This is a genomic window from Microbacterium sp. (assembly GCF_041909575.1).
GTDB lineage: Bacteria > Actinomycetota > Actinomycetes > Actinomycetales > Microbacteriaceae > Microbacterium.
On the sequence record NZ_JAYRDE010000002.1, the window covers coordinates 58968 to 81764 of the forward strand.

The window sequence follows — 22797 nt, forward strand, 5'->3', positions numbered from 1 at the left end:
CGGTGGGGGAATGGCAGCCAGGGATATCGTCCGCCAGGTCGTGGTCATCAGCGCGTTCTGCTTCATGATCGTCGCCGCGATGGTCGGGACGGGGCTCCTCGGCGGCACGCCCGTGCAGGACCTGCAGGACGGTGCCCTCGACGCCGACGGGTCGTACCTCGCTCCGGCGACGTCGGCGTTCTCGATCTGGTCGGTGATCTACGTCGGGCTGTTCGCCTACACCGTGTGGCAGGCCCTTCCGCGGCAGCGCGAGCGCTCGCGCCAGCGCGCGCTCGGCTGGCTGATCGCGGGCACGATGGTGCTCAACGGGCTCTGGCTCGTCACCGCCCAGTTCGCGACGCTGCCCCTCACGGTGGCGGCGATCGTGGCGCTGCTCGCGCTGCTCGCCGTGACGTTCCGCCGGGTGGTGCTCCAGCCCGGCCGCGGGTGGGCGGACGCGCTCCTCATCGACGGGGTGACGGGGCTGCACCTGGGATGGGTCACGCTCGCGACCGTCGCCAACACGGCGGCCTGGCTGACCACGATCGTGCCCGAGGACGCTGCGGCGTCCGCGACCCTGTGGGGCGTGCTCGTGCTGGTCGTCGTCGCCGTGATCGGCGTCGGGATCGCGTGGGCGAGCCACTGGCGCGTCGCGCCCGGCCTGGCGATGGCGTGGGGACTGGTCTGGATCGGCGTGGGCCGGCTCGCCTTCGAACCCGAGAGCACGCCGATCGGGGTGACGGCCATCGTCGTCGGCGTGATCGTCATCGCCGTCCCGCTCGTCGGCACCGTGGTGCACCGGGCGGCCGACGTCCGCAACGCCGAGGTGTGATCAGGCGGCGGGACCGAACCGCCGGGCGAAGGCGCGCAGCAGCCGGACCGGCTCGGTGACGGATGCCGCGAGCACGCGTCCTGCGATGGCGTCGTAGGCGTCCGCCTCGAAGTAGCCGTCGTCGCGATACACCGCCATGCGCTCGGTGAAGGCTCTGGTCGTCGGCTCGGGGTGGAACTGCGTGGCGTAGAGCCGGTCGCCCACGACGTAGGCCTGCACCGGGCAGGCGTCGTTCACGGCGAGGAGCGTCGCTCCCGTCGGCGGGGCCGCGGTGCCCTCCTTGTGCGCCGTGAGGGCGGTGAAGCGGTCGGCGAGACCGCCGAACAGGGGGTCGGAGGCGGCAGCGGGCGTGAGCTGGACGGTGACGGGGCCGGTGTCCTCCGGATACGCGCGGCTGACCTCGCCGCCCAGCATCCGCGTCACCACCCCGATGCCGTAGCAGGTGAAGAGCGCGGCAGGGCCGTCCGCGCCGGCCACCCGGGCAGCGATCCGCTCGAGGTCGGCCTCGAGGCGCCGCTGCACGTCGGTCTTGGTCGACTCCGGGTCGGCGATGTTGAACGGGCTGCCGCCGACGAGGAAGCCGCTGTAGCGGTCGAAGACGTCGTCGGGGAGCGGCTCGCGCACGAGGTCGTGGTGCCCCACGGCGTCCTCGTCGAGGTGCATGGCGGTGCGGAAGGACTCGTACTCGGCGGCCGCTGCACCGAGCTGCGGCCGCACGCACACGTAGAGCAGCGGCGCGGTCGTCATGGCGTGAAGTCTAGGCGGCGGCATCCGCTCGCGCGATCCGGCGATCCGGTCGTGACGGCATGTATCAGCGGCGGGGTATCGCACTCCGGGTAGGTGTGGACACAATGGGCCTTGTGACGCGCGCACACCCCGACGCACGCGCCGACTCCGTCGAGCCGGCGCGATGGGAGCGTGCCGCCGCGCTGTTCGTGCGGTGGCGCGAGGGCGACAGCCGCGCGATGGACGAACTCGTGCGCCTCATGACGCCGCCGCTGTGGCACGTCGTGCGGGCGTACGGCCTCGACCACGCACTCGCGCAGGACGTCGTGCAGACGACGTGGCTGACGCTGGTGCGCCGTCACGAGACGATCCTCGACCCGCTGGCCATCTCGGGCTGGCTGACGATGTGCGCGCGCCGCGAGGCGTGGCGCGTCGGCAAGCAGCACCGGAAGGCCGACGCGACCGAGGCGGAGTCGCTGGAACCCCATCTGCCCGTCCACGAATCAGCCGAGCAGACCGCCGCCACCGACGACGAATCCCGTCGCCTGTGGAACTCGGTGGCGACGCTCAACGAACGATGCCAGCGCCTGCTGCGGATCGTCGCGTTCGAGGACCGGCCCGACTATGCGCGCATCGCCCAGGACCTGGCGATGCCCATCGGGTCCATCGGACCGACCCGCCAGCGCTGTCTGGCCAAGCTCCGCGCCGTCCTGGAGGGCGAGGGGATGGGGGGAGGAGATGACGATGGAGCCTGAGGACTTCGCCGCAGACGCGGCGCTCTTCGCACGCATGCGCCGCATGTGGGAGGAGGTGGATCCCGCGCCCGCCGACCTGGTCGACCGCATGGTCGCCGCCGTCGCGGTCGAGGATCTGTCGCGCGAGTACGCGCTGCTGACGCTCGTAGAGGGGGCGATGGCCGCGGTCCGCGGCGACGCCGACACCGCCACGCTGCAGTTCAGCGACGGCACGACCAGCGTGCTGCTCCACGTCAGCGCGACCGAGAGCGGCGCGCGCCGGATCGACGGATGGGTGGATGCCGCCGCCCTCGCGATCCGGATGGTGCAGGGCGAGCGCGAATGGTCGGCCGACCCGGGGGAGCACGGACGTTTCGCGTTCGACGAGGTCACGCCGGGTGTGGCGCGGCTGCGCCTGGTCGTGAAGGATGCCACTGGGGAGCTGCGCGAGTTCCAGACACCTCAGTTCGAGGTGTGAGCACGCCGGACTACTGCGCCTGCGCGCGCGGTGTCCGCTGAGAGGAGTCCTGCATGTCCGACCCGACGACGCCCGATATCCCGCCGCGGCGGCCGCCGAACGAGACCTGGCAGAGCCGCTACGAGGCCACCAAGCCCCTGGGCGTGGGGCTGGACCCCTCGGTCGAGCCCGAGCCCGGCATCCCGGCCTATCCGACCGACTACGCACCCACCCATCTGCTGGTGAGCGCGAGCGAGGAGCTCGGACGCGTGGAGCGCGAGCTCAACGCCGCGGCCCGGCAGTTCGGCTGGTCGGTGCGCGTGCGGCCGTTGCGCGGCGGGCGCATCGACCTCGGCGAGGCCGAGTCGTCCGCAGGGGCCGACCGTCAGGCGGGTCGCGTCCCTCCGCTGTTCCGCGCCGACATCCTGCAGGATCCCAAGGCGGGCGTCGACGACCAGCCGGTGCCGCCGGTGGACGCGTGGCGGCTGCTGAAGGCCGCGCGGGCGTCGCTGCCGCGCGGCGTGGGGCTCGACCACGTCCTCTCGCTCGGGCCCTACGGACGCACCAATCCCTACGGACGCACCAATCCGTACGGGCGGACCAACCCCTACGGGCGCACGAACCCGTACGGCCGCACCAACGCTCCCGGCCCCGACTCCTACGCGGAGCCGGGGAGCGGCGGTCGCGAGATCGTCACCTACATCGGCCCGCGCCCGCCCCGCACGCCCGACGCGCATGTGAAGGGGAGGCGTCCGGTCGTCGCCGTGTTCGACACCGGATGCGGCGAGCACGAGTGGCTGAAGGCGCCCGTGGTGCTGCGCGACCCGATGTCACCGGCAGGACCCATCGGGCTCACCGACCCGGACACGAACCCCGAGGTGTACCCCGACCAGGCAGGGCCGCTCGACGGGTTCCTCGACGACGCGGCCGGCCACGGCACGTTCGTCGCGGGCGTCGTCCACCAGCTGTGCCCGGACGCCGAGATCGTCGCGGTGCGGGTCGCGAACAGCCAGGGCACGGTGCTCGAGGGCGACTTCCTCGAGGCGGTGCGGCTGCTCGTGGAGTGGATGAAGCATCCCCAGGGCAAGCAGATCGACGTCATCAACATCTCGCTGGGGTACTACCACGAGACTCCCGACGACGAGCACTACGACGCCACGCTCGGCGCGCTCCTCGTGGAGGCGCGCGCCCTCGGGTGCGCGATCGTCTGCTCCGCCGGCAACGACTCCACCGAGCGACCGGCGTTCCCCGCGGCGCTGTGGCTGTATCCGGGGGCGCCCGCCGATGCCACGGAGCCCGAGAACGCGGCGCCGCACATGTCGGTGGGTGCGCTCAACCCCAACGACCGGTCGGTGGCGCTGTTCAGCAACGTCGGCGACTGGGTGCGCACCTACGCGCCCGGCGTCTCGGTGTTCAGCACCTCGCCCGGGTTCGTCGGCGGAGTGCAGGCCGGAAGCCGCGACGACCTCAGCCACATGCACGGGATCGTCGGAACCCTGCCCCGGCAGAGCCTCGACCCCGACGACTGGCGGAGTGGTTTCGCGATCTGGAGCGGCACCTCGTTCGCCGCGCCGTACATCGCCGGGCGGCTCGCGCAGGCGATCGCGGCCGACCTGATGCACGGTTCGCTGAAGACCCCCGACGAACGCAGCAAGGCGCTGCGGGAGGCCGCGGTGAAGCTGGAGTTCACGCCGACGGAGTTCACGCCAAGATAGGGGGGTGACCCGCTCGGCGGACGAGCTGCATCGGCAGGCTGTCGACCTCGTGAACCGCGGCCGCTTCGACGCGGCCGCGGAGGCGCTTGCGCGCGCCGAGGAGGGCACCGACGATCCGAATGTGCGGGCTCGCATCGCCGGCACCCGCGCGTACGTCATGGCGCGCACGGGGCACGTCGGCGACGCCGAGCGGACGTGCCGCCAAGCGCTCGCGATCGAGGGTCTGAGCGACCACACCGTGGCGATCCTCGCGGGGCAGCTCGGCGCGCTCGCCCAGGAGGCCGGCCGCCTGCCCGATGCGGAGCGGTGGCTGACCCGCGCGATCGATGCGCTCGCCGACGATCCGATCGCCCAGGCCAACACGCGGGTCAACCGCAGCCTGGTCCGCATGCAGCACCGCCGGCTGGAGGCCGCCGAAGACGACCTGCGCCGCGCGATGACCGCGTTCGCGGACGCCGGGATGCCGGTGGCCGCGGCGCAGGCGAAGCACAACCTCGGCTATGTCGCGATGCTCTCGGGCGATCTCGTGGGAGCGCTGCAGGCGATGGTGAGCGCGGCCGCGAACGCGGGGGACACGGCCGTCGGGGCCGCCGTCGGGGATCTCGACCGCGCCGAGGTCCTGCGCGATGCGGGACTCACGACCGAGGCGGAGGCGATCCTCGAGCGGGTCGCGCTCACCTTCGGCGATCTCGACATGCCGCTCGACCGCGCCCAGGCCGAGCTGAGCCTCGCCCGTTCGCTGCTGCACCATGCGCCGGAGCGGGCCGCCGTCGTCGCGGGGGCGGCCGTCGATCGCTTCCGTGATCTCGGGAACGACGCGTGGCGGGTGCGGGCGGAGGGCGTGCGGCTGCGGGCCCTGATGCGAGCGGATGCCGCCGGCAGTCCTTCGACGGCCGAGATCGCCGAGGTCGCGGCCGCGCTCGATCGCCACCGGTTCCGCAACGAGGCCGCCGCGCTGCGGCTCGCCGAGGAGCTGTCGCGCGCGGAGCGCGGAGAGCCCGCAGTGCGGCGCATCCGACCGTCCGCCTCGGCATCCATCGACGTGCGCCTGCTCGCCTACGAGGCGCGTGCCGCCCGGGCACGGGCGCTGCGGAGACCGGCGCTGGTACGTCGGCACGCGGCATCCGGTCTTGCGACGCTCGCCGACTGGCAGCGCTCCTTCGGCAGCCTCGATCTGCAGACCTCGGTGGGCATGCACGGCACCGGGCTCATCTACGCCGGTCTGGCGTCGGCTGTCGAGTCGGGCGACCCGGACGTGGTGTTCGAATGGTCCGAGCGCGCTCGCCACCTCAGTCAGCAGGTGGTCCCGCTGCGCCCGCCGCCCGATCCCGAGCTCGCCGACGAGCTCTCGGAGCTGCGCATGATCCGCGCGGACGACTCCAGCGACCAGTGGCTGGCGCAGCCGCGTGCGGCCGCCCTGCGCGAGCGGGCGCGGGGCCGCCAGTGGTCGGCGACGGGCGCGGCAGCGCTCGAGCAGCCCGCGACGCTCGACGACCTGCAGGCCGCGCTCCCCGCCGATACCGCCCACATCGCCTACGTGTACTCGCGCGCTGCGCTGGTGGCGCTGGTGGTGACGTCCGACGCCGCCGAGGTCGTGCCGCTCCCGTCGTGGGACAGCGATCGCACGCTGGCGGGCCTGCGCGCGGACCTCGACATGGCGGCATCCGTCCGCAGCGGTCCCATGGCGGCCGTCGTGCGGCGCGCGCTCGACAGCCGGCTGGCGGCACTCTCGGCCGCCCTGGTGGACGAGCCGGTCGCGCGCGCGGGGCGGCGGCGCGTCGTCGTGACCGCTCCCGGTGTCCTCAGCGGGATCCCGTGGAGCATGCTCCCCGGCCTGGGAGGACATCCGTTCACGGTCGCGGTGTCCGCGTCGCGGTGGATGCGGATGCGGCCGCCCGTTTCCGCTTCGCCCCGGTCGGCCGGGTTCGCGGCCGGACCGCGCGTGCCCCGCGGGCGCGAGGAGATCGAGGCTGCGGCAGCCGCGTGGGAGCGGGCCTTCGTGCTCGGCGACGGCGAGGCATCCGTCGACCGGGTGACCGCGCTGGCGTCGTCGGTCGATGTGCTCCACGTGGCCGCGCACGGCCGGCATGCCGTGGACAACCCGCTGTTCTCGGGCCTCGAGCTCGGTGACGGCACGCTGTTCGGCTACGACATCGACCTCATGCCGGAGGTGCCCGACACCGTCGTGCTGTCGGCGTGCGAGGTCGGCCGCTCGTCGGTGCGGTGGGGCGAGGAGGCGGTCGGGATGACACGCATCTGGCTGCACGCGGGCACGCGGTGCGTGATCGCCGCGCCGGTCATCGTCGCCGACGACGCGGCCTGCGAGCTGTTGGGCGCGATGCACGGCGGGCTCGCCGCCGGGGCGTCGGCGTCGGACGCGCTCGCCGACGCGGCCGCGAGCACCGGCATCGTGGCGCCGTTCCAGGTGCACGGCGCCGGGTTCTGACGGGATTCCGGCCCGGCTCGAAAAGTCGCCGAGCCGATGTATCAGGCAGTGCCGGTGCGGCTCATGATCATCGGGACTGCTCACGCAGGCCGAAGTTCTGGGGGACTCGGCAACTGGGAGCGGAGAGCCGGAATCTTGGGGAAGCGTCTGGGGACGTGCGGCTCTCAGAGCAGGAACACGGGGGATGTCGCAGAGGCCCAGGTCGGCGACATCCCCCGCCTTCGTGTGCTCAGCGGGAGGAGTTCGCGGTGCGGCCGCGCACGATGCCGATGAAGGCCTCGACCTCGGGCGTCGTGCGTTCGGCGTGCCAGGCCAGGGCGACCGACGACGTCGGCGCGTCGCGCAACGGCCGGTAGTCGGCGTCCTTGCGGTGGTGCAGGCGAGCGAGCGACATCGGGACGATGACGACGCCCACCCCCGCCGCCACGGTGGCGATCGCGTCGGCCGTGTCGGCCGGCGGCGGAAAGGCGGGTGCGACGGTGCCGGGCACGGTGAGGCCGAGCACGTCGTCGGCCGGGACGATCATCGTCTCGCCGGTCAGATCGTCGAGCGAGAGCTCGTCGACGGCGGTGAGGTGCGACTCGGCGGCGGTGACCACCACGGGGACCTCGTCGTACAGCGCGATGACGTGGAGGTCGGTGTCGTCGAGCGGGAGGCGGACGATCGCGGCGTCGACCTCGCCCGCGAGGATCGCGCGACGCTGGTCGGCGACGGCGAGGGGCAGGAGCTCGAGCGCCGTGCGCGGCATCCGCTGCTTCCAGACGTCGATCCACTTGCCCGGCGTCGCACCCGGGATCGCCCCGAGGACGAAGCGCTCGGCCGGGGGCGCCGGAGGCTCGGGCGAGGGCGCCGGCGACGGGCGAGGCGTGCGTTTCGGCTTGGGCTGCGCCTTGGGCTGCGCTCTCGCCTTCGGCTGCGCTCTCGCCTTGGCGTGGGGCGGCCGCTTGCCGCCCTTACGCGCGCTCGAACCGCCCTTCGCCATGGGACTCAGCGTAGCCGGGGCGATCGCGTTCCCCGCCGGTGCGCGCCCTTGCCGAAGTCGTATGTGAGTTCGTGCTCACAGGGCCCCATGTGAGTTCGTGCTCACAGGGCCCCATGTGAGTTCGTGCTCACACAGGTGGGTGGCGGCGCGTCCCGCTGGCCGGATTCGGCGCTGCCGCGCGGCTCCGCTCCGCCGCGCGGCTCCGCTCCGCCGCGCGGCTCCGCTCCGCCGCGCCGAACTGCGCCTGTTGTGGTCGGTGCATCGCGATTCGGCGCGGCCGAGCCGGCGGACGGATTGCTGAGCCGCGCCGAACTGCGCCTGTTGTGGTCGGCGCATCGCAATTCGGCGCGGCTGAGCGGAGGAAGGGCTGCAGAGCCGCGCCGAATGGCGCCGCGGGCGGTCCGTGCAACGGGGGGGGGCGTCCCCGGCGAACATGTGAACGCGAACTCACATACGAAAACGAGAAGGTCGCCGATGGCACCGCGCGGCCCACGCGGGCGACGCCAGAGGGCGAAGGCGTCCCAGCGATAGGGTTCGCTCATGGTCGCGATCCTCGCCACGGTCTTCGCCGCACTCGCCGCGCTGCTCCACGTCTACATCTTCGTCATGGAGAGCGTGCAGTGGTCCCAGCCCCGCATCTGGAAGCGCTTCGGCCTGCGCGACCAGGCGGCGGCCGACATCACGAAGCCCATGGCCTACAACCAGGGCTTCTACAACCTCTTCCTCGCGGTCGGCACGGCGATCGGCCTGGTGCTGTTCCTCTCGGGCGGCGAGGACTCCGCGCTACGCGCCGCAGGCCTCGCCCTCGTGCTGTTCTCACTCGGGTCGATGGTCGCCGCCGCCCTCGTGCTGCTGACCACCGGATCGAAATACCTCCGCGCCGCAGCGATCCAGGGCACTCTGCCCCTCATCGGCTTCGTGCTGTTCCTGTTCGCCTAGCCCGGAGGTCCGGCCTACGCGGCCAGGCGGAGTCCGCGCGGATCGGTCGCGACGCGCTCGCCGTCGCCGATCGTCTCGTCGTCGCCGATGAGCGAGCCGACGGCGACCCGGGCCTCGCTGCCGACGTGCGTCCGCACGCCGATCTTCGCTCCCGCGCCGATCGCGGCGCGCGGTCCGATGTGCGCGTGAGGCGCGATGTCGGCGTCGGGGCCGATCACGGCATCCGACTCCACCCATGCCCCGCGGCCGACGTGCGCGCCTGCGGCGATCTGCACACCGGGTTCGACATAGGCCCCCGCCTCGACGATGGCGCTCGGATGCACCTTGGCGCCGTGCGCGATCAGGCCACGACCGTTGACGTGCTTGCGGTAACGCAGCGTCTCTCCGCGGTCGTTCTCGATGTCGACGTAGTTCTTGCCCACAGTCCCCTCCTGAGCACCTCATGGTGCCGAGTACAGGAATAACCTCAACTCTTACCTATTCATTCCCGCGCATCGGACGTCTCGGATGCAGGGGGTTGCGCATTCTTCGGAGCCGGGATAGCGGGCGGATTGCCCGGCACCGCTCAGCGCACGAAATCGTCCGCGTGCGACAGGGCGCGGTCGATCACGCCGAGGCCGCGGACCAGTTCGTCCTCGCCGATGATCAGCGGCGGCGCCACGTGCACACGGTTGAAGTGGGTGAAGGGCCAGACGCCCTCGCGCTTGCACGCCGCGGCCACCGCGGCGAGGGGAGCGGCATCCGCCCCGCTCGCATTGAAGGGGACGAGCGGCTCGCGCGTCTCGCGATCGCGGACGAGTTCGATCGCCCAGAACAGGCCCCGGCCACGCACATCGCCGACCGACGTATGCCGCGCCGCGATCTCGCGCAGGCGCGGCTCGACCACGCGGGCGCCGAGGTCGCGCACGCGCGCGAGGATTCCGTCGCGCTCGAAGACCTCGAACGTCGCGACGCCGGCGGCGCAGGCCAGCGGATGCCCGGAGTAGGTCAGTCCGCCGGGGAAGGGCAGGGTGTCGAAGTGCGCCGCGATGCGGTCGGAGATGACGACGCCCCCGAGCGGGACATAGCCGGAGTTCACCCCCTTCGCGAAGGTGATGAGATCGGGGACGACGTCGAAGGCCTGGAACGCGAACCACTCGCCCACGCGCCCGAATCCGACCATGACCTCGTCGGCGATGTAGACGATGCCGAACCGGTCGCACAGTGCACGCACGCCGGCGAGGTACCCGGGGGGCGGCACCAGCACGCCGTTCGTGCCGACGATCGTCTCGATGACGATCGCGGCGATCGTCGACGCGCCCTCGAGGACGATCGTCTGCTCGAGGTGCTCCAGCGCGCGCTCGGTCTCCTCCTCGGGGGAGGCGGAGTGGAACGCCGAGCGATACGGGTAGGGCCCGAAGAACTTCGCGGTCGAGCCGTCGGCCGGCTCGTTCGGCCAGCGACGCGGATCGCCGGTCAGCGCGATCGCGGTCGACGTGTTGCCGTGGTAGCTGCGGTACATCGACAGCACCTTGCGGCGCCCGGTGACGAGCCGCGCCATGCGCACGGCGTTCTCGTTCGCGTCGGCGCCGCCGTTGGTGAAGAAGACCTTCTCGAATCCGTCACCGGCGACGCCGGCGATACGCCGCGCGAGCTCCCCGCGCACGTCGTTGGCCATCGACGGCTGAATCGTCGCGAGTCGTCCGGCCTGCTGCTGGATCGCGCGGACGAGATCCGGATGCTGGTGCCCGAGATTCAGGTTCACCAGCTGTGAGCTGAAGTCGAGGTACGCGTTGCCGGCGTAGTCCCAGAACGTGGAGCCCTCGCCCGCGGCGACGGGGAGCGGGTCGATGAGGGCCTGCGCACTCCACGAGTGGAAGACGTGCGCGCGGTCGTCGGCCCGGACGCGCGCATCCGCGTCGAGGTCGGCCTGGACGGGGCTGAGGGAGAGGGTGTCGGTCATCGTCGTTCCGCACTCCCGGACAGATCGACCGGGGATGGTTTAGGCTGGGTGACGCCCAGTTTGTCAGAGTAGAAGTTGGTGCCACGGTGCCCGACCGTCGCGAAGATCGGACGATCCAGACGGATCGTCTGGTAGCAGGATCCGCCCTCGAGACCCTCCCGACCGTGCGCGAGGTGATCGCGCTCGACGCGGTCGTCCAGGGCGTGCCCGAGGTGCTCGTCGGCGACGATGCCCTCGATGCCCGGGTCCGCTGGCTGCACGTCTCCGACAACGCCGGCGTCGCCCGGCTCCTCGACGGCGGCGAGCTGCTCCTCTCGACCGGATCATCCTGGCCCGCCGACCCGGCCGACCTCCGCCGTTTCATCCACGAGCTCGACGATGCCGGCCTCTCGGGGCTGATCCTCGAGCTCGGCACCCACTACCGCTACGTGCCGGCCGTCGTCGTCGAAGCGGCGCGCGAGCGCAAGCTGGCGCTCATCATCTTGCACCGCGAGCTGAAGTTCATCACGATCACCGAGGCCGTCCACGCGCGGATCATCACCGGCCAGAGCGACGCGCTGCGATCGCGCGACGAAGTGCGCGAGCGCTTCACCGCGCTCGTGCTGCGCGGCTCGCCCGCCGACTTCATCGTGCACCAGCTCGCGCAGACGCTCGGCGCTCCCGTGATCCTCGAGAACCGCGGGCACGAGGTCGTCGCGGCCGAGGTGCCCCTGGCCATCGAGGAGGAGCTCTTCACCGAGTGGGAGCTGCGCTCGCGCTCGGCGCATCGCCGTGCCGAGCAGCGGCGCGAGCGCGGCGCCGCCCCCGCACCCGACGAATGGCTGATCGTCCCGGTCGAGGCGCGCGGCGTGCGCTGGGGCAACCTCATCGCCCTGCCCGGTCCCGACCACCCGGCAGGACGCACCGCCGTGCTCGAACAGGGCGCGATCGCGCTCGCCGTGGGCAGGCTCGCCGACGGCGAGTCGGACGAGTGGGGTCGCATCGGCCGCCGCCGGCTGGTCGACGGCCTCCTCGCCGGCCGGTTCGCCGGCGCGGGCGGTGCCGCCGCACGGCTCGAGGCCGCAGGCCTCCCGCTCCGCGGCGCGAGGCTCTACGGCGTCGTCGCGTCGGGTGCGCCCGTGTCGGCGGAGAGAGCGGATGCCGCGGCCCGCGCACTCCGCGGGCGCGTGCTCGCCGGCTCGGCACCCGACGGCGTCGTCGCACCCGCCACCGCCATCCTGCTCTCGCTGCCGGCGGACACCGTGTTCGACGACGCGGCGGCGATCGCGTTCGCGGGAGCGCTCGTCGAGCCCGGCGCGGACGCGGACCGCATCACGGTCTCGGTCGGGCGCGCCGCCGAGGGGATCGACGCCGCCCTCGCCTCGCTGCACGACGCCGTCGACCTCGCGCGCGGCCGGCGTCGCCGCAACGGCAAGGGCCCGCAGCTCCGGCGGGCCGAGAACCGCCCGCTCGTGCAGCTGGTGACGGCGCTGCGCGACGACCACCGCGTGCTCGAGCACGGGGAGCGGATGCTGGCACCCCTGATCGTGCACGACCTGACCCGCACCGGCGACCTGCTCGACGTGCTGGAGGCGATGCTCGCGCATCCGGGCAATCGCACGGCCGCGGCATCCGCTTCTCACCTGTCGCGATCGGTCTTCTACCAGCGCATCGCCCTCATCGAGGAGCTGCTGGGCGCCGACCTCGACGACGGCGAGACGCAGACCGCTCTTCACCTCGCACTGCTCGTGCGCCGCAGCGCCGGCCGCTGACGCGGCGCGCCCCCGGTCGTTGAGCGAATGCAGCGAGACGAAACGTCGCTATGCCAGGTACACCTTGCGCAGCGTCGCGCGCACGGTCCAGACGGTCTTCATGCCGGCCTCGAGTCTCACGATCGAACCCGGCTGCAGTTCGATGGTCGGAAGGGCGGGGTCGACGAACTCCACCGTGGCCGTTCCCGCGACGACCACGAACACCTCGTCGATCTCGACGTCGGACATCGCGCCGGGTGTCATCTCCCACACACCGATGCCCATGTCCTCGTCGAGGTCGACCGCTCCCGTCGAGGGAGACCCGGCGACGATCTGCGCGGCCGGAACCGGGGTCAGCGGCACCTCCACCGCGGTCGCGGTGAGGAGGGTGCCCGGGTCCAGCTCGCTCACGAGTCGAATCCCAGGCCGAGGGCGTCCAGCGTCTTGAGGAGCACGTTGCGCTTGCCGCTGTTGTGGTCGGCGCGGTCGAGCGACCAGCGCGTGGCGTTGATGCCCATCGCGGCCGCCGGCTCAGGCGGGAACGGCAGCGGGCGCTTGCGCACCATCTCGAGCTCGGTGCGCTCGTTCGAGACGCCGTCGAGCAGGTCGAGCATGACGTCGCCGGCGAACCGGGTCGACCCGACGCCGAGCCCGGTGAAGCCCGCGGCGTAGGCGACGCGCCGGTCGCGCGCGGTGCCGAAGAAGGCGGTGAACTGCGTCGACGTGTCGATCGCCCCGGCCCACTGGTGCGAGAAGCGCAGGCCCTCGAGCTGCGGGAACGTCGTGAAGAAGTGGCTCGCCAGCTTCTCCCACGTCTCCGGCCGGTTCTCGTACTCGGGCCTCACCTTGCGGCCGTAGTGGTAGATCGCGTCGTATCCGCCGAACAGGATCCGGTTGTCCTTCGAGATCCGGTAGTAGTGGAACTGGTTCGCCATGTCGCCGATGCCCTGACGGTCGTCCCACCCGATCGAGGCCAGCTGGTCGGCTGACAGCGGCTCGGTCATGAGCACGTAGTCGTACACCGGCACCGTCATCAGGCGGTTGCGCTTGATGAGCGACGGGAAGACGTTGGTCGCGAGCACCGCGCGCGCGGCATCGATGCGCCCGCCCTCCGTGACGACCGAGACGCCGGCCGGGCCGGGGGTCTCGAGGCCGGTGACGCGGGAGCGCTCGAAGATCTCGACGCCGCGCTCCTCGCAGACGCGGGCGAGTTCCGCGGCGAGACGGGCAGGATGCAGCATCCCGCACGCGTTCTTCTCCCACACCGCGGCGAGGTAGGTGGGGGAGTGGACGGATGCCTGAGCCTCGGCCTGGTCGAGGTAGACGACGCCGTCCTCGCCCTCGGCGGCCCATTCCTGCAGCCACTCGAGCTGGTGGGGCTCGATCGCCGGCGCGAGCTGGCCGGTGCGCTCGAAGTGGAAGTCCATGCCGTACTGCGCCTCGGACGCCTCGATCGCGTCGAGGTTGGCCAGGCCGAGCCGCTCGAGGGTCGGCATCTCCTTCGGCCACCGGGCCATGCCGTTCTCGTGGCCGTGGGTGAGGCTCGCCTCGCAGAACCCGCCGTTGCGGCCCGACGCGGCCCAGCCGACGCGCTGGGCGTCGAGCACGACGATGCGCGCATCGGGGTCGCGCTCGCTCGCGAGCAGCGCCGTCCACAGTCCGGTGTAGCCGGCGCCGACGATCACGAGGTCGGCGCGATGCGTGCCGGAGAGGGCGGGCCGATCGGGCAGGAGCTCGGGCGGCAGGTCGTCCCGCCAGAACACCGAGTGCGCGGTGTCCGCCAGTGCATGGCGGACGACGGATGCTGCCGGCCGCTGTCGTTCGAAGACGGTCGTGCCCACGGATATCACTTCCCTGTCGTTCGTGGTTCTTCGATCTTGTCCGGCCGGGGGCGGCCGAGGACAGGCGATTCGGCCGAATCAGGACGATTCGGCCGGATCCGGCCTGATTCCGGCGAATCGCCTGAGCCCGTCGAGGCGCGCGCGCCGGTGGGGCGAGGGGCGGATGCCGCGGCTAGGCGTCGGGCGCCGCGTAGACCCGCTGGCCCTCGACGAAGGTCTGCAGCACCCGCGTCGCACCGATCTCGTCGGCGGGGCCGGCGAACGGGTCGCGGTCGAGCACCGCGAGGTCGGCGAGCTTGCCGACCTCGATCGTGCCGGTGGTCTGCTCGAGGTGGTTCACCCATGCGGAGCCGGCGGTGTAGGCGGTGAGCGAGGTCGCCAGGTCGATCGCCTGCTCGGGGAGGAACGGGTCGTACTCGCCCTCCTCCTGGCCCGGCGCGGCCGTGCGGTTGACGGCGACGTGGATCGCCGCCATCGGATCCGGCGTCGACACCGACCAGTCGCTGCCGGCCGCCAGCACGGCTCCCGAGCGCAGCAGATCGCCGAAGGGGTACTGCCAGGCATCCCGCGGCGAACCGAGGAACGGGAGGGTGAGGTCGACCATCTGCGGCTCGAGCGCCGCCCACAGCGACTGCATGTTCGCCGCGACGCCGAGCTCGCGGAAGCGCGCGATGTCCTCGGGGTGCACGACCTGGATGTGCGCGATGTGGTGCCGGTTGTCGCCCCGGCCGTTGCGCTCGATGGCGCGCTCGACGGCGTCGAGGCATTCGCGCACGGCCCGGTCGCCGATCGCGTGGAAGTGCACCTGGAACCCGGCGGCATCCAGCAGCGGCACCGCCTCGTCGAGCATCTCGGGGGCGACGAAGGAGATGCCCGAGTTGTCGGTGAAGTGCCCGTGCCCGTCGCAGTAGGGCTCGAGCATCGAGGCCGTGAAGTTCTCGGCCACGCCGTCCTGCATGATCTTGATGCTCGTCGCGGCGAAGCGGCCCCCGCGATAGCGGTCGCGGCGCTCGAGCAGCGACGGGATCTGCTCGAGTCCCTTCGTGCGGTCCCACCAGATCGCGCCGACGACGCGGGCGGTGAGCGTGCCGTCCGCGGCCGCCTTCAGATAGGCGGGGCCGGGGTCGCCGGCATCCCCGTACGAGCCGACGATGGCGTCCTGCCACGCCGTGATCCCGTACGAGTGCAGATATCGCTGCCCGACGAGGAGCGCCTCGGTCAGCCGCTCGAGCGGCTCCTCGGGGAGCAGCCGGTTGACGAGTCCCATCGCCCCCTCGTGCAGGGTGCCCGAGGGGTTGCCGTCGGCGTCGCGCTCGATGCGGCCGTCGGCGGGGTCGGGCGTGTGGCGGTCGATGCCGGCCCGGCGGAGCGCCACGGAGTTGACCCACGCCCCGTGCCCGTCCCGGTTCGGGAAGAATGCGGGACGGTCGGGGATCACCGCGTCGAGCGCCGCCGCCGTGGGCGTGCCGCCCGGGAACGCTGACATCTGCCAGCCGCCGCCGAGGATCCACTCATCGTCGGGATGGGCGTCGACGTAGCGTCCGATCGCCTCCAGGTACTCCGCGGCGGTGCCGTACTCGGCGAGATCGCACCGCAGCATGTCCAGTCCGCCCCACACCGGATGCACGTGCGCGTCCTGGAACCCGGGGAGCAGCATCCGCCCCCGCAGGTCCACGATCTCGGTCTTCGGGCCGACCAGGTCGGCGATGTCATCGCCGCCCACCGCGACGATCCGCCCGTCCGTCACGGCGACGGTCCGAGCGCGCGAGCGCACGGTGTCGGCGGTGAAGACGGGACCGCCCGTGAAGACGAGATCGGCGTGCGACATGGAGGACCTCCGGGGTCGGGGGACGGATGCCGCGGCCCGGCCGCGGTGGAGCGTTCGGCGATCAGCCGCCGGTCATCGTGCGGGCGATCTGGGTCGCCGAGTCGCCGGCGCGCTTGAGCACGAGGGCGACCAGGGCGAGCGCCACCAGCGTGAGCAGCAGCATGATCGTCGAGACGGCCGCGATCTCGGGTCGCAGGCCCGACCGCACCGCGCTCAGCACGTAGACCGGCCAGGGCGTCGTGCCCGACACCTGCACGAACGCCGCGACGATCGTGTTGTCCAGGCTCAGGGTGAACGCCAGCAGGAAGCCGGCGAGCACCGCGGGCATCGCGAGGGCGAGGGTCACACGGCGGAACGTCGTGAGCGGCTTGGCGTACAGGTCGCTGGAGGCCTCTTCGAGGTTGGCGTCCTGGCCGACGAGGCGCGCGCGCACGATGTACGAGACGACCGCCGTGGCGAACAGCGACGAGCCGACCGAGAGGCGCACGATGCCGTCGTTGAACATCGTGAGGCCGAGGTCCTGGCCGAGGAACACCATCCAGGGGAGCAGCGCCACCGCGTCGACGATCTCGGGGGTCACCGACACCAGCAGCAGCAGGCCCAGGAACCACCACACCCACTTGCCCGGATAGCGGGCCATCGCGATGCCGGCGAGCGTGCCGAGCGCCGTGGCGATGATCGCGGCGATGAAGGCGGTGATGAGCGAGACCCGCACCGCGTTCTGGATCGCGGGCTTGTCGAGGATCGTCAGGAACGCGTCGAAGCCGAAGCCGTCCCACGACACCAGCAGACGGCCGGTGTTGAACGAGTAGATGACGATGACGATGATCGGCAGGAACAGGAAGAGCATCACGAGGACGCCCCACACGTTGAACGCGACATCCGACCACGACCGCTTCGGACCGCCCCGCTTGGAGCGTGTGCCGGCCGGCTCCTGCGCGCGCAGCATCGTCTCGGTCGCCGTCTGCGTCATGACGCCACCTCCGCGGGGGCCTTGGCCGCGGCATCCGCCACCGCCGGTTCGGTCTCGGGGCCCAGCACCAGGCGGTTGCGCAGGCGGAAGGGCATCGCCGCGAGCCAGATCACGACGGCGGCGAACCCGATCGTGAGCATGATCACGAGCATCAGGAGGACCGCCATCGCCGAGCCGAGCGCCCAGTTCTGGGCGGTCTGGAACTGGCTGGCCACGAGCTGGCCGACCATGTTGCCCTGCGCGCCGCCGAGCACCGTCGCGGTGATGTAGTCGCCCATGAGCGGGATGAACACCAGCAGCACGCCGGCGATGATGCCGGGCTGCGACAGGGGGAGCGTCACGCGGAAGAACGTCGTCCACTTGCCGGCGCCGAGGTCCTTGGACGCCTCGCGCAGCGCCGGTCCGACGCGATCGAACGCGACGAACAGCGGCAGGATCATGAGCGGCAGGTAGTTGTAGACCACGCCGATGACGACGGCCGTGCGCGTGTACATGAGCGCGAGCGGACCGTCGAGCACGCCGATGCCCTGCAGGAGCGTGGACAGCCAGCCCTCCGGCGCGAGGATCACCTGCCACCCGATCGTGCGGACGAGGAAGTTGGTCCAGAACGGCACCAGGACGAGGGCGATCAGGATGCCGCGGCGCGACGGCTTCACCTTGAAGGCCATCCAGTACGCCACCGGCGCCCCGATGAGGAAGCACAGGACGGTGCCGATGATGCCGACCCCCAGAGTGTTCTGGAAGGTCGCGAAGAACGTCGGGGAGATGGCCTCGACGTACCGGTCGAACGAGAGGATGTCGTTCGCGTGGGTGCCGAAGATGCCCGGCTTGTAGCCGAAGCTGAACCACACCACCATCGCCACGGGGGCGACGAAGAACAGCAGGAGCCACGCCCACGCGGGGACGGCGAGCGCGGCTCCCGCAGCAGGCTTACGCACCAGCGGCGGCCTTCATCTCGTTGTAGATCTCCACGCGGGTCTGCTGCGAGTCGTTGAGCTGCTGCTCCTGCATCGTCTCGAGCTGCTCGGGCGTGAAGAAGATCAGCTCGGTGAGCTCGAGGCCGGCCTCGGTGGCGCCTGCCTCCATGTCCTTGCCGCCGACGTTGTAACCGATGTAGTCGAGGTTCAGCGCGAGGCTCTCGGGCGACATCGAGTAGTCGATGAAGGCGTGCGCGGCCTCGGGGTGCGGGGCGCCCGCGGCGATGGCCCAGTTGTCCATCCACAGCTCGGTGATCGGGCCGGGAAGGACCCACTGCCAGCGGTCGGGGTCGCCCGACTCGAGCAGGCCCAGTCGCGCATCGCCGTTCCACGCCTGCATCAGCACCTGGGTGCCCTGCGGGATCGCGTTCGTGCCGGGGTAGGAGTCGAACGCCGCGATGTGCGGGGCGATGTCGTTCACGAGGAACTGGCGCGCGGCCTCGAGCTCGTCGGGGTCCTCGGTGTTCCAGTCCATGTCGTTGGCCCAGAAGTACGAGCCGATGATGCCCGCCGGGTCGTCCGACATCGAGGTCTTGCCGCTGGCCTCGTTCTGCGCGGCGTCGAAGAAGTCGGACCACGTCGCGAGCTCACGGGTGATGACGTTCTTGTCGTAGACGAAGCCGGTCGTTCCCCACGCCTTGCACACCGAGTAGTCGTTGCCCGGGTCCCACGCGCGACCGAGGTAGGCGGGGTCCATGTTCGCCATGTTCGGGAGCAGGTCCTTGTTGAATGCCGTGAGCAGGCCGTTCTCGATCATCTGGGGGATGAAGACGCCGGTGGGCACGACGATGTCGTATCCCGAGGTGCCCTTGGCGGCGATGAGCTTCGCGATCAGCTCCTCGTTCGAGCTGTACGAGTCGAGCGTGACCTTCGGGCCGAGCTCGGACTGGAATCCCGAGACGACGTCGGGGGAGTCGTAGTCGCCCCACGTGTACACCGAGAGGCTGTCCTCCAGGGTGCCGCCCGTCGCCTGCGGCTGCGGCGAACCGCTGCCGCCGGGCGCGCACGCGGCGAGGGCGGCGGCAGAGCCGGCGATCGCGGCGATGCTGAGGAAGCGCCGGCGCGAGAGCTCGCGGACGATGGCCGGGGTCGAGGCCTCGGGCGCGAGGATTCGGAGGGGGTTGCGTGATTCGGTCATCGGGGTCTCCTGGTTCGGGTCGGAGCCGGCGAAAGCGGATGCGGCGGCTGCGGTTGTGCGGGGAGGGTCAGGCGGTCGGCGGGACGACGGCGGTCGGCGGGGCGACGTAGCCGCCCTCCTGGGCGGCGTCGTCGGCGGGGAACAGCAGGACGTGGCGCTCGGCCCACGTGCACAGGACCGCGTCGCCGATCTGCAGGGCTGGCGCATCCGGCGTCGGACGCCGGACGATGAGGCTCTGGTCCTCGCCCAGCTGCACGAGGTACTGCATCGTGTCGCCGAGGTGCGAGACCCCGATCAGGTGGCCGCGCGCGACGTTGGCGTCGGGAACCGCATCGCCGGCGTCGGCCGCGATCTTGATGTACTCGGGACGCACGGCGGCTTCGCCCTGTGCCGCGGCCTGGAGCGTCGCCGCGTCACCGCGCACGAGCGCGTAGGGGGCGGCGACGGCGGCGCCCGACTCGGTCACCGGACCGCGGAAGAAGTTCTGCTGCCCGACGAACGCCGCGACGTAGGCCGACGCGGGGCGCGCGTAGACGGTGTCGGCGTCGGCGAGCTGCTCGATGCGGCCGGCGCGCATGATCGCGATGCGGTCGCTCATCGAGAGGGCCTCGCCCTGGTCGTGGGTGACGAAGACGAACGTGATGCCCAGGCGCGCCTGCAGCAGCTTCAGCTCGAGCTGCATCTCCTCGCGCAGCTGCCGGTCCAGCGCGCCGAGCGGCTCGTCGAGCAGGAGCACCGAGGGGCGGTTGACCAGCGCGCGCGCCAGCGCGATGCGCTGCTGCTGACCGCCCGAGAGCTGCGTCGGCTTGCGGTCGCCGAAGCGGCGCATCTGGACGAGGTCGAGCGCCTGCGTGACCTTCTCGCGGATCTCGGATTTCGGGGTGCGCCGCTGCTGGAGCCCGTAGGCGACGTTCTCGGCGACCGACAGGTGAGGGAACAGCGCGTAGGCCTGGAAGACGGTGTTCACGTCGCGGCGGTAGGGCGGAACCCCGCGCACCGACGTGCCGGAGACGCTGATGTCGCCCTCGTCCGGCTGCTCGAACCCGGCGATCATGCGCAGGGTGGTGGTCTTGCCGCAGCCGGAGGGGCCGAGCAGCGAGATGAACTCGCCCGGCTGGATCGTCAGGGAAAGAGCATCCACCGCGATCTGATCGCCGTACCGCTTGGTCACGCCGTCGAGCACGACCGCGCCACGGTCTGCCTTCGGGGCGGGGATGTTCGCCGGAGTCGTTGCCGCGTCAGTCGCCGTGGTCACCTGGTGAGGTCCTCCTGCAAGCGGGCCCCGCGACGTTGCGCGGCCGGGGTGGGATGTGTGGGGTATTCAATATCGGGACGTGCGCCCCCGCAATGCGCCACACGGCGAACCGGACGATCCGGGGTACGGGAGGCCCCCGTGCGACAGATCGTCCGGAGTTGTGTAACGGTCAGGAAACCGCGGGGTTTCGGTGGGCTCACGACGCCGTCGGCTCTCGTGCCCCGACAGATCGTCCGTCGCGCGTTCCGAGCCGCCTTCGCCCGGGCCTCCGGGCCTCCTCCGGGGGCACGGATCCTGCCCTTCCTGCGACCCCGGTGGGGCCTTCGGGGCATCCCACCGGCGCCCTTCGGCGACGTCCGCAGGTTGAGGCCAGCCGCCTTCTCTGGCGGGCCTTTACGCCCACCGGCGCATAACTCCTGCACTTCGGGCGAGGGGCGGGGGCTGGGCCGTGTGTTTCCGCGGGTCGGCCGTCCCGGCGCGCGGGAAGTGCAGGAGTTATGCGCCGCGGGGGGGCCGGGAGTCCGAACCTCGCGGCTCGGTGCGGGGGACGGAGAGTGGATGCCGCGCCTCGGCCGGGCACGCCGAGGTCAGTCGGGGTCGGTCTGGCAGCGGGGGCACCAGAAGACGATGCGCTCCTTGGTGGGGTCGGCGCCGAGCGATCCGCCCCGGATGAGGGTGCCGCAGCGCCGGCACGGGCGCCCCTCGCGCCGGTACACCCAGGTCGATTGCCCGGGGCGGGAGTCGCCGGTGAACGTGCGGCCGGATCGGTCCCGGTTGGCGCGGATCATGCGCGCTCCGAGATCGACGAGGGACGCGGCATCCGTCCTGTCCGCCGGCGTCGTGGGCAGCACGCCGCGCACGAACAGGATCTCGTTGGCGTACTCGTTGCCGAAGCCCGCGATGTTGCGCTGATCCTGGATCGCGACGTGCACGGCCCGGGAGTCCGCGGCCAGCCGGCGCGCGGCCTCGTCCGGATCCCATTCGGGCGAGAGCGGGTCGGGTCCGAGGTAGCCGACCAGGTCGTCCTCGGCGGAGGTCGGGACGAGCTTGATCTCGGCGAGGTCGAATCCGACGGTCTCCCATTCGGTGCCGTCGGGCGCCGTCGCGCCGATGACGGCCCGAGCCTTGAACGCGGCGTTGCGCCAGCGCTCGCCGCGCCGGTAGACGTGCCACTCGCCCTCCATCTTGAGGTGCGTGTGAAGCGTGAACTCGCCGATGCGGTGAAGCAGGTGCTTGCCGCGGGCGACGACGTCGTGCACCGTCTGCCCCCGCAGATCGGCGGTCGCCAGCTGCGGCACGCGCAGCTCGAAGCGCGTCACCACCGCGCCCGCGAGGGCGTCGTTCAGCCGCCGGGCGGTGCGGAAGACGGTGTCTCCCTCAGGCACGGCTCGGTCCTGCAGCCTGCCGGGCGGCGCGCTCGGCATCGCCCGCGGTGAGGCGCCGCAGCGTCAGTCCCCGCGGCGATTCGACGAAACCGGCGTCGTGGAGCGCGCGGCCCCAGCCGGTGCCGTGCACGAAGGCTCCGTTGACCTGCTCGATCGTGAGGGTGTCCAGCCGGCGGGCCCGGGCGGTCGCTGCGAGGTCGCGCGTCGCCGCCGCGATCGCCGCCTCGTCTCCGGTGAACGCAAGGGCGGACTTGCCGCCGCGCTCGAGGTAGAGCACGAGGGCGCCGTCGACGAGCACGACCAGAGCCCCCGCCTTGCGCCCCGGGCGGTGGCCGACGCCCTCGAGCGCGGGCCACGCCAGCGCGGCGCCGTACGGATTGGCCGGATCGGTCGCCGCCAGGGTGACGGCCCGGAGCGGGGGCGGGTCGGGGAGCCCTGCGAACTCGCGGATGCGGTCGACGGTGGCGGATGCCGCGAACTGCGCCGCGCCGAGCTTCTCGACGACGTAACCGCGGCGGCAGTGACCGGCCTCCTCGAATCCGGCGAGTACGCGATACGCCTGCGCGAAGCCACCGGGGAGGCCCTCGGCCTGCACCGCTCCACGGGTCACCACGCCGTACCGGTCGAGGAGCAGACTTGCGGCGGCGGTCGCCCGCAGCGAGGCGTCGGCCTCGGGCTCGGGGAGCAGCGACCAGCGCCCCCCGAGCGCGGGAGGGCGAGGAGGGACGGATGCCGCGACCGTCCGCACCGCCGCACCCCGGTACAGCCGCGTGCGCGGCGCCTTGCGCGCGACCCGGTGGGTCTGTGACCCGCCCGCGACGAGCGTCCGCACGGGGGCGAATGTGTCGTTCGTCACGCGGCCCGACCATGTGAGCCGCCACAGCGCCTCGATCACGGACTGCTCGTTCTCGGCATCCG

The 22797-nt window shown here is 72.0% G+C and carries 19 protein-coding genes and 1 pseudogene; 7 read left to right on the forward strand and 13 right to left on the reverse strand.

From position 1 onward, the window contains the following. Positions 1–10: 10 nt before the first annotated feature. Positions 11–811: a tryptophan-rich sensory protein gene (locus ACE3O1_RS00695; RefSeq protein WP_374311405.1), complete on the forward strand. Its 801-nt coding sequence runs from the start codon at positions 11–13 to the stop codon at positions 809–811. Here ACE3O1_RS00695 and ACE3O1_RS00700 read toward each other — a convergent pair whose 3' ends face one another. After that, the gene (locus ACE3O1_RS00700; protein WP_374311407.1) at positions 812–1558 is read right to left on the reverse strand and encodes a GMP synthase; all 747 of its coding nucleotides are present in this window, start codon (positions 1556–1558) and stop codon (positions 812–814) included. Positions 1559–1662: 104 nt separating this feature from the next. Here ACE3O1_RS00700 and ACE3O1_RS00705 point away from each other — a divergent pair, with 104 nt between their 5' ends. The 4 genes from ACE3O1_RS00705 to ACE3O1_RS00720 are packed head-to-tail and all read left to right on the forward strand — an operon-like array spanning position 1663 to position 6889. Then, positions 1663–2292 carry an RNA polymerase sigma factor gene (locus tag ACE3O1_RS00705; protein ID WP_374311409.1) on the forward strand — a complete coding sequence of 210 codons (630 nt, stop codon included), beginning with the start codon at positions 1663–1665 and terminating at the stop codon, positions 2290–2292. Continuing rightward, positions 2282–2749 (forward strand): hypothetical protein, encoded by a 468-nt coding sequence (locus ACE3O1_RS00710; protein WP_374311411.1) that lies wholly within the window; start codon positions 2282–2284, stop codon positions 2747–2749. Before ACE3O1_RS00705 ends, ACE3O1_RS00710 begins: the two co-directional genes overlap by 11 nt. A 53-nt stretch (positions 2750–2802) precedes the next feature. Next, positions 2803–4443, forward strand: coding sequence for a S8 family serine peptidase (locus ACE3O1_RS00715; protein WP_374311413.1), 1641 nt, complete (start codon positions 2803–2805; stop codon positions 4441–4443). A 4-nt stretch (positions 4444–4447) separates the two neighbouring features. Continuing rightward, positions 4448–6889, forward strand: coding sequence for a CHAT domain-containing protein (locus ACE3O1_RS00720; protein WP_374311415.1), 2442 nt, complete (start codon positions 4448–4450; stop codon positions 6887–6889). A 229-nt stretch (positions 6890–7118) separates the two neighbouring features. Here the strand turns inward: ACE3O1_RS00720 and ACE3O1_RS00725 are convergent, their stop codons facing one another. Beyond that, positions 7119–7871 carry a LysR substrate-binding domain-containing protein gene (locus tag ACE3O1_RS00725; protein WP_374311417.1) on the reverse strand — a complete coding sequence of 251 codons (753 nt, stop codon included), beginning with the start codon at positions 7869–7871 and terminating at the stop codon, positions 7119–7121. A 540-nt stretch (positions 7872–8411) separates the two neighbouring features. On the opposite strand from ACE3O1_RS00725, the gene ACE3O1_RS00730 reads away from it, so the two are divergent. Further along, entirely contained in the window at positions 8412–8810 is a 399-nt protein-coding gene (locus ACE3O1_RS00730; RefSeq protein WP_374311419.1) for a DUF1304 domain-containing protein, read from the forward strand. Positions 8811–8824: 14 nt separating this feature from the next. On the opposite strand, the gene ACE3O1_RS00735 is transcribed toward ACE3O1_RS00730, so the two are convergent. Both ACE3O1_RS00735 and ACE3O1_RS00740 read right to left on the reverse strand, forming a co-directional pair. Next, positions 8825–9232: a transferase gene (locus ACE3O1_RS00735; RefSeq protein ID WP_374311421.1), complete on the reverse strand. Its 408-nt coding sequence runs from the start codon at positions 9230–9232 to the stop codon at positions 8825–8827. A 143-nt stretch (positions 9233–9375) separates the two neighbouring features. Beyond that, complete coding sequence (locus ACE3O1_RS00740) at positions 9376–10752, reverse strand: aspartate aminotransferase family protein (RefSeq protein WP_374311423.1); 1377 nt, start codon at positions 10750–10752, stop codon at positions 9376–9378. An 86-nt stretch (positions 10753–10838) separates the two neighbouring features. On the opposite strand from ACE3O1_RS00740, the gene ACE3O1_RS00745 reads away from it, so the two are divergent. Further along, positions 10839–12503: a PucR family transcriptional regulator gene (locus ACE3O1_RS00745; RefSeq protein WP_374311425.1), complete on the forward strand. Its 1665-nt coding sequence runs from the start codon at positions 10839–10841 to the stop codon at positions 12501–12503. Positions 12504–12551: 48 nt separating this feature from the next. On the opposite strand, the gene ACE3O1_RS00750 is transcribed toward ACE3O1_RS00745, so the two are convergent. The 9 genes and pseudogenes from ACE3O1_RS00750 to ACE3O1_RS00790 form a co-directional block, all read right to left on the reverse strand. After that, positions 12552–12893, reverse strand: a complete 342-nt coding sequence (locus tag ACE3O1_RS00750; RefSeq protein ID WP_374311427.1) for a cupin domain-containing protein — start codon at positions 12891–12893, stop codon at positions 12552–12554. After that, the gene (locus ACE3O1_RS00755; RefSeq protein ID WP_374311429.1) at positions 12890–14323 is read right to left on the reverse strand and encodes an NAD(P)/FAD-dependent oxidoreductase; all 1434 of its coding nucleotides are present in this window, start codon (positions 14321–14323) and stop codon (positions 12890–12892) included. The genes ACE3O1_RS00750 and ACE3O1_RS00755 overlap by 4 nt, the downstream gene beginning before the upstream one ends. A 172-nt stretch (positions 14324–14495) precedes the next feature. Further along, entirely contained in the window at positions 14496–16151 is a 1656-nt protein-coding gene (locus ACE3O1_RS00760; RefSeq protein WP_374311431.1) for an amidohydrolase, read from the reverse strand. A gap of 61 nt (positions 16152–16212) precedes the next feature. Continuing rightward, positions 16213–17124 carry an ABC transporter permease gene (locus ACE3O1_RS00765; RefSeq protein WP_374311433.1) on the reverse strand — a complete coding sequence of 304 codons (912 nt, stop codon included), beginning with the start codon at positions 17122–17124 and terminating at the stop codon, positions 16213–16215. Continuing rightward, the gene (locus tag ACE3O1_RS00770) at positions 17121–18062 is read right to left on the reverse strand and encodes an ABC transporter permease (protein WP_374311435.1); all 942 of its coding nucleotides are present in this window, start codon (positions 18060–18062) and stop codon (positions 17121–17123) included. The genes ACE3O1_RS00765 and ACE3O1_RS00770 overlap by 4 nt, the downstream gene beginning before the upstream one ends. Next, positions 18055–19239 carry a spermidine/putrescine ABC transporter substrate-binding protein gene (locus ACE3O1_RS00775; protein WP_374311437.1) on the reverse strand — a complete coding sequence of 395 codons (1185 nt, stop codon included), beginning with the start codon at positions 19237–19239 and terminating at the stop codon, positions 18055–18057. Before ACE3O1_RS00775 ends, ACE3O1_RS00770 begins: the two co-directional genes overlap by 8 nt. Before the next feature lie 67 nt (positions 19240–19306). Then, positions 19307–20494, reverse strand: a complete 1188-nt coding sequence (locus ACE3O1_RS00780; protein ID WP_374311439.1) for an ABC transporter ATP-binding protein — start codon at positions 20492–20494, stop codon at positions 19307–19309. 587 nt (positions 20495–21081) lie between these two features. Continuing rightward, positions 21082–21879, reverse strand: a complete 798-nt coding sequence (locus ACE3O1_RS00785; RefSeq protein ID WP_374311441.1) for a DNA-formamidopyrimidine glycosylase family protein — start codon at positions 21877–21879, stop codon at positions 21082–21084. After that, positions 21872–22797, reverse strand: a pseudogene (locus tag ACE3O1_RS00790) (ATP-dependent helicase); the annotation flags it as partial. The gene ACE3O1_RS00785 and the pseudogene ACE3O1_RS00790, both read right to left, overlap by 8 nt.

What these genes read in the sequence shown, in the direction of transcription:
- ACE3O1_RS00700 (WP_374311407.1), bottom strand. Translation starts at nt 1,558, where the DNA reads ATGACGACCGCGCCGCTGCTCTACGTGTGCGTGCGGCCGCAGCTCGGT.
- ACE3O1_RS00715 (WP_374311413.1), top strand. Translation starts at nt 2,803, where the DNA reads ATGTCCGACCCGACGACGCCCGATATCCCGCCGCGGCGGCCGCCGAAC.
- ACE3O1_RS00760 (WP_374311431.1), bottom strand. Translation starts at nt 16,151, where the DNA reads ATGTCGCACGCCGATCTCGTCTTCACGGGCGGTCCCGTCTTCACCGCC.
- ACE3O1_RS00725 (WP_374311417.1), bottom strand. Translation starts at nt 7,871, where the DNA reads ATGGCGAAGGGCGGTTCGAGCGCGCGTAAGGGCGGCAAGCGGCCGCCC.
- ACE3O1_RS00740 (WP_374311423.1), bottom strand. Translation starts at nt 10,752, where the DNA reads ATGACCGACACCCTCTCCCTCAGCCCCGTCCAGGCCGACCTCGACGCG.
- ACE3O1_RS00705 (WP_374311409.1), top strand. Translation starts at nt 1,663, where the DNA reads ATGGGCCTTGTGACGCGCGCACACCCCGACGCACGCGCCGACTCCGTC.
- ACE3O1_RS00730 (WP_374311419.1), top strand. Translation starts at nt 8,412, where the DNA reads ATGGTCGCGATCCTCGCCACGGTCTTCGCCGCACTCGCCGCGCTGCTC.
- ACE3O1_RS00710 (WP_374311411.1), top strand. Translation starts at nt 2,282, where the DNA reads ATGGAGCCTGAGGACTTCGCCGCAGACGCGGCGCTCTTCGCACGCATG.
- ACE3O1_RS00695 (WP_374311405.1), top strand. Translation starts at nt 11, where the DNA reads ATGGCAGCCAGGGATATCGTCCGCCAGGTCGTGGTCATCAGCGCGTTC.
- ACE3O1_RS00765 (WP_374311433.1), bottom strand. Translation starts at nt 17,124, where the DNA reads ATGACGCAGACGGCGACCGAGACGATGCTGCGCGCGCAGGAGCCGGCC.
- ACE3O1_RS00775 (WP_374311437.1), bottom strand. Translation starts at nt 19,239, where the DNA reads ATGACCGAATCACGCAACCCCCTCCGAATCCTCGCGCCCGAGGCCTCG.